The organism is Micromonospora sp. 4G55 (assembly GCF_016803375.1).
This window is the reverse complement of sequence record NZ_JAEVHN010000867.1, coordinates 1-2,213: the sequence shown is the minus strand read 5'-3', so window position 1 is coordinate 2,213 and position 2,213 is coordinate 1. Positions and strand designations below refer to the sequence as shown.

At 75.3% G+C, this 2,213-nt stretch carries 1 protein-coding gene and 3 pseudogenes; 1 reads left to right on the top strand and 3 read right to left on the bottom strand.

Features of this window, described 5'->3' with window-relative positions; all coding sequences use genetic code 11:
- Positions 1-189: pseudogene (locus JNW89_RS35420) on the bottom strand (hypothetical protein); the annotation flags it as partial.
- A gap of 104 nt (positions 190-293) precedes the next feature.
- On the bottom strand, positions 294-521 hold the full coding sequence (locus JNW89_RS35415; protein ID WP_088963829.1) for a helix-turn-helix domain-containing protein: 228 nt from the start codon (positions 519-521) through the stop codon (positions 294-296).
- A gap of 197 nt (positions 522-718) precedes the next feature.
- On the opposite strand from JNW89_RS35415, the pseudogene JNW89_RS35410 reads away from it, so the two are divergent.
- A pseudogene (locus tag JNW89_RS35410) lies at positions 719-1,227 on the top strand (hypothetical protein).
- A 73-nt stretch (positions 1,228-1,300) separates the two neighbouring features.
- Here JNW89_RS35410 and JNW89_RS35405 read toward each other — a convergent pair.
- Positions 1,301-2,213: pseudogene (locus JNW89_RS35405) on the bottom strand (hypothetical protein); the annotation flags it as partial.

Here is a 2,213-nt window from a genome sequence, read left to right as displayed (position 1 = left end):
GGAGTCGTGCCGCCGGCCGGGCGGGCGGCCGGCGGGCTGGTGCGCGGCACCGAAGAGGTCGAGGGCGAGCTGGCCGCTGGGGCGGGGCCAGAGATCCGGTGACTCGTCGACGTAGGGCGGGTCGCTGACCGGGGCCGGGCGCAGCCGGACCGGGGGCCGGGAGGGGCCGGGACGGCGGGAGTCGACCATGCTGCTCACCTCTGATCCTTGCGTTTGCCTTCGTTTGCCTCCAGCACGCTTCGATACTCGGGAATGGCAGTGTCCGCCGTCAATGGCGGTCAGCGTCGGGACGGCTACTCGGTGTCGCGGTCGGCGAGCGGGTTGCCGCGTACCCACTCGGCGGTTTCGGTGTACTTGCGCTGGATGTACTCCTCCAGCTGAGCGCGTTCGACGCGCCACTGGCCGCGCCCACCGATCTTGATCGCGGGCAGCTCTCCGCTGCGCACCATGTGGTAGACCTGCGAGTCCGAGACGTTCAACTCGGTGGCCACGTCGGAGAGCAGGAGAAACCTCGGCTCCACGGATAACCCCCGGTGTTGGCGTCGTTTGCCTCAGTTTGCCACCGCCGGCCGGGCCGCCCAGCATCCACCCGGCCGGCGGTGCGGTGCGGCAACTTCCGCCGGGCCGGTGCGGGGTGTATGACGGTCTCGGCGTACGGCATGATCGGCGCCCGGGACCGGCAGACCCGCCGGTCCGCGAACGATCGGGGGATACGACGGTGAGCGACGAGCTGGTCCGGGTGTACGTCCCGGCGACCGTGCCGATGCTGGCCCGGCTGCGGGAGCAGGGGCTGTCGCCGACCAGGCGCATGCCGTCACCCCCGCCCTGCGCGAGTGGTACGCCGAGGGCGACGAGGAGGAGCTGGAGTACGTCGCGTTCACCCGCGCCGCCCAGGACGCCCTCCAGCTGCTGCGGGAGGACCCGGCCGCGCCCCGGCGCCGGGTGGTGGTCTCGGTCGACCTGCCCCCGTCGGCGGTCGGCCGGGGCGACGGTGACCTCGGCTCCAGCACGGTGCGCCTCGACCAGCCGGTGCCGGTGCGGTCGGTGGCCGCGCTGCACGTGGACGGGGCGGACGCGGCGGACGACGTGGCCGCCGCCGTCGAGGTGGTCGCCGAGGCCCTGGCGGGCGACCCGGACGCCCAGTTCACCATCGACAGCGCCGAGGACCACGAGCTGGAGTGGTATGACCCCTCCGAGCTGGACCTGCTGCTTCGCGCCGCTTCCTGAGCCGACCCGCCGGCGGGCGCCCGGCCCGCTCCGGCGGCGGCGACCCCGCCGGGCAGGGCCGGAGCGGGACGCCTCAGTCCTCGACCGGCTCCGGCTCGTCGTCGTGGGGCGCCGGGCCGAGGGTGCGGCCGAAGGCGACGAGCGCGGTCAGCGCGCCGACGAACAGCACCCAGATGCCGTTGTCGACCCGGGAGGTGCCGAGGCTGGTCTGGGCGACCGCGTCCGCCTCGCTCAGCGCACTGGCCAGGTCGAGCAGGGTCCGACCACCGATCCGATGATCACCTCGGCGAGCAGCAGGAGCAGGCCCGGGCCGGCCCCAGCGAGCAGGTACGCCGGCCAGCGCAGCGCCGGCGTCGCCGGGTCGCGGCGCAGCGCCCGGCGGCGGGCCCAGGTCAGGTAGCCGAAGGCGAGCAGGCCGGCGAGCAGGCCGGCGAGCAGCGATTCGGTGCGGGAGACCCACTTGGCGGCGCTCACCAGCGACGCCTGGGAGCCGTCGGCGCCGAAGAGGTCGAACAGCGGGTCGCGGGCCCGGCTGAACGCCACCACGAAGACCAGCGTGCCCAGGGCGGCGGTGACCACGGCGCCGACCGGGGCGGCGTCGCGGGCTCCGGCCAGTGCCCCGCCGATGATGGCCGCGGCGGCGCTGGTGCCGGCGATCGTGTTGGTGGTCGCGTTGTCGGCGTAGGTCAGGTTGATCGCGAGGGCGGCGGCGAGCCCGACCAGCAGGCCGGTGCCGACCGCCACCACGAAGCGCAGGGTGGCCCGGTCGACGCCCCGCCGGGCCAGCAGCCCGGTCACGGCCAGGGCGACGGCGGCCCCGGCCACCAGGGCGGCCGAGATGACCCCGGGCAGGGCGAAGGCGGAGAGGCTGATCGCGGTGAGGCCGGCCGCTGCCGAGCTGATCGCCTCGCGGGTCGACCAGAGCATCGCCGCCAGCCAACCGACCGCCAGCAGGGCCAGCACGGGTGCGCCCGGGGCGCGCGCCG